Consider the following 2,410-nt stretch of genomic DNA (forward strand, 5'->3'; position numbering starts at 1 on the left):
GAGCTAGTAAACAAGAACCCGGATCTGAAGATCTTGGACGGTTATGTGAGACCCGACACTTACGGACTTGCTTTCAGGCAGGACAAGGATTCCGACTCTCTGGTCGAATGGTTCAACTGGTTCCTCAAGTGGGAAAAGCTGACTGGCGAATACGGAAAGATTTACGAGAAATACGTAGGCAAGGCCTGGGAACCATCTTTCATTATTGACTAAATCAAGAAAATCGTTATTTCAAGATGAGATGGGGGGCTAGCCCCCATCTCATTTTAGGAATCGAAAGGGGAATTCTGATGGAACCGATTGTTCGAATTCGAGGTCTCAACAAGTCTTTTGGCAAACTTCACGTTCTCAAGGACGTCGAATTAGATATATACGAAAGCGATGTGCTGGTCCTTTGCGGACCCAGCGGGGCCGGGAAAAGCACTCTTCTTCGCTGTATAAATATGCTCGAGCACTTTCACGAGGGTTCGATCGAGGTTTTGGGAAAAGACATCAAGGAGACAAGAGCTAACCTGAATTTCGTTAGAAAGAACTCGGGAATGGTCTTCCAGCATTTCAACCTCTTCCCTCACATTTCCGTAGTTGACAATGTCACTCTAGCGCCCATACTAGTTAAGAAAGTACCTAAACATGAAGCCGTTGAAAAAGCAAAGAAGCTTCTGGATCAGGTGGGATTATCGGCGAAGTACGATGCCTTCCCTCCTCAACTCTCCGGAGGGCAGAAGCAGAGAGTTGCCATCGCTAGAGCCCTTGCAATGGATCCAAAACTCATGCTTTTTGACGAACCCACGTCGGCCCTCGACCCTGAGATGATAAAGGAAGTACTGGATGTCATGACTAACCTCGCGCGCGGCGGTATGACGATGATAATCGTCAGCCACGAAATGGGCTTTGCGAGACAGGTGGCCAACAAAATTGGTTTCCTGGATGACGGGAAGCTGATCGAACTTACCCCTAAGGATGAGTTCTTCAACAATCCCAGGAGTGATAGAACCAAGGAATTCCTGAGCAAGATACTTTAGGTGATGTCATGCTTGACATGAGAATGATCTCACAGTATCTTCCCGATTTCTTTGAAGCATTGTTGGAAACGCTAAAAGTTGCGGCTTTGAGTGGTGTTTTCTCCCTCATTATTGGAACGGTGGTTGGCATCCTTTCAACTATGAAGTCCCGGTTTGCAAGAATACCCGTAGGAATATATACGGGATTCATAAGATCGACTCCTTTGCTTGTCCAGTTGTACTTCGTCCACTACGGTCTCCCGATAACCGGACTGATGCTGACTTCCTTTCAAAGCGCGATAGTTGCCTTTTCTCTCAACAGCGGCGCTTATATATCCGAAATAGTGCGCGGCGGGCTTATAGCTATAGACAAGGGCCAGACAGAAGCCTCAAAAGCACTTGGTCTATCATGGTTTCAGACGATGCGTAAGGTTATATTGCCTCAGGTCTTCAGAAACATCCTGCCACCACTGATCAGCCAATTCTCGTACTTGATAAAAGACACAAGTCTTGCGGCAGTTCTGGTTATCCCCGAGCTTACATACACTGCTCGGAAGATCGCTGCGAGAACCTATATGCCATTCGAATCATTCGGTGTACCGATGTTAATGTATTTCGGAATCTATCTGGTTCTTGCTCTTCTGAGCGGTCTAATAAGCAGAAATCAGAAATCGAGACAGTCGGATGCGAAGCGATGGTTCGGTCTTAAGAAGGTGGTATGATGCAAGACATATCTTTACTACAGCAGATAGTTAGGCTCGGAGTCGCCTTCCTTAACAACCTGGCCTTTCTTCCATTCGTTCTGGGAATCGGTATAGTGCTGGGAATTGCAATCGCCCTGATTCGTTTCCATCGAATTCCCGTTGCATCGCAACTTCTAGGCATTGTTGTAGAGATAATCAGGGGATCGCCCTTCTTGATAATCGTGTACGCGATCTACTTTGCGCTGCCGTACGTTGGAATTGAATTGGGCGCGTTTCAGACGGGAATAGTCGTTCTTTCAGTTACGGCAACGGCATATCTTTCAGAGGTTTTCAGAAGCGGTCTTCTGTCTTTAGATAAAGGGCAGTTTGAAGCGGCCGAGGCTCTTGGATTGAACTACTTTCAGAAACTAATCCATGTAGTTTTGCCTCAGATCATAAAGAGTACCATGCCGTCAATTGTCGGCCAGATAGTAATGACAATAAAAGACACTTCGATAGTCTCACTCGTTGGAATGGTTGAGATCGTAAGAACCTCCAGACAGATAATGCAGCTGACTTTGAGTCCGTTTACTGCATTTACCATAGTGTCTGCGTTCTTTATACTTGTGTGCTATCCGCTAATTGTCATATCTAAAAAACTAGAGGGAGGGAGTAACAAATGAAGTTTCAGCTCGAGTCTTCCAAGCTTGAGTTTTTCAGGCCCGA

3 protein-coding genes and 1 pseudogene are annotated in these 2,410 nt (G+C 46.1%); all 4 read left to right on the forward strand.

What is annotated here, in order from left to right; genetic code table 11:
- Positions 1–213, forward strand: a pseudogene (locus BG32_RS06490) (transporter substrate-binding domain-containing protein); the annotation flags it as partial.
- A gap of 77 nt (positions 214–290) precedes the next feature.
- Positions 291–1,022, forward strand: a complete 732-nt coding sequence (locus BG32_RS06495) for an amino acid ABC transporter ATP-binding protein (protein ID WP_220660311.1) — start codon at positions 291–293, stop codon at positions 1,020–1,022.
- 8 nt (positions 1,023–1,030) lie between these two features.
- The gene (locus BG32_RS06500) at positions 1,031–1,723 is read left to right on the forward strand and encodes an amino acid ABC transporter permease (protein ID WP_121526590.1); all 693 of its coding nucleotides are present in this window, start codon (positions 1,031–1,033) and stop codon (positions 1,721–1,723) included.
- The gene (locus BG32_RS06505; RefSeq protein ID WP_220660312.1) at positions 1,720–2,367 is read left to right on the forward strand and encodes an amino acid ABC transporter permease; all 648 of its coding nucleotides are present in this window, start codon (positions 1,720–1,722) and stop codon (positions 2,365–2,367) included. The genes BG32_RS06500 and BG32_RS06505 overlap by 4 nt, the downstream gene beginning before the upstream one ends.
- Positions 2,368–2,410 lie beyond the last annotated feature (43 nt).

Origin of the sequence: Mesotoga sp. HF07.pep.5.2.highcov, assembly GCF_003666285.1 — a bacterium.
In the GTDB taxonomy this organism is placed as follows: domain Bacteria; phylum Thermotogota; class Thermotogae; order Petrotogales; family Kosmotogaceae; genus Mesotoga; species Mesotoga prima.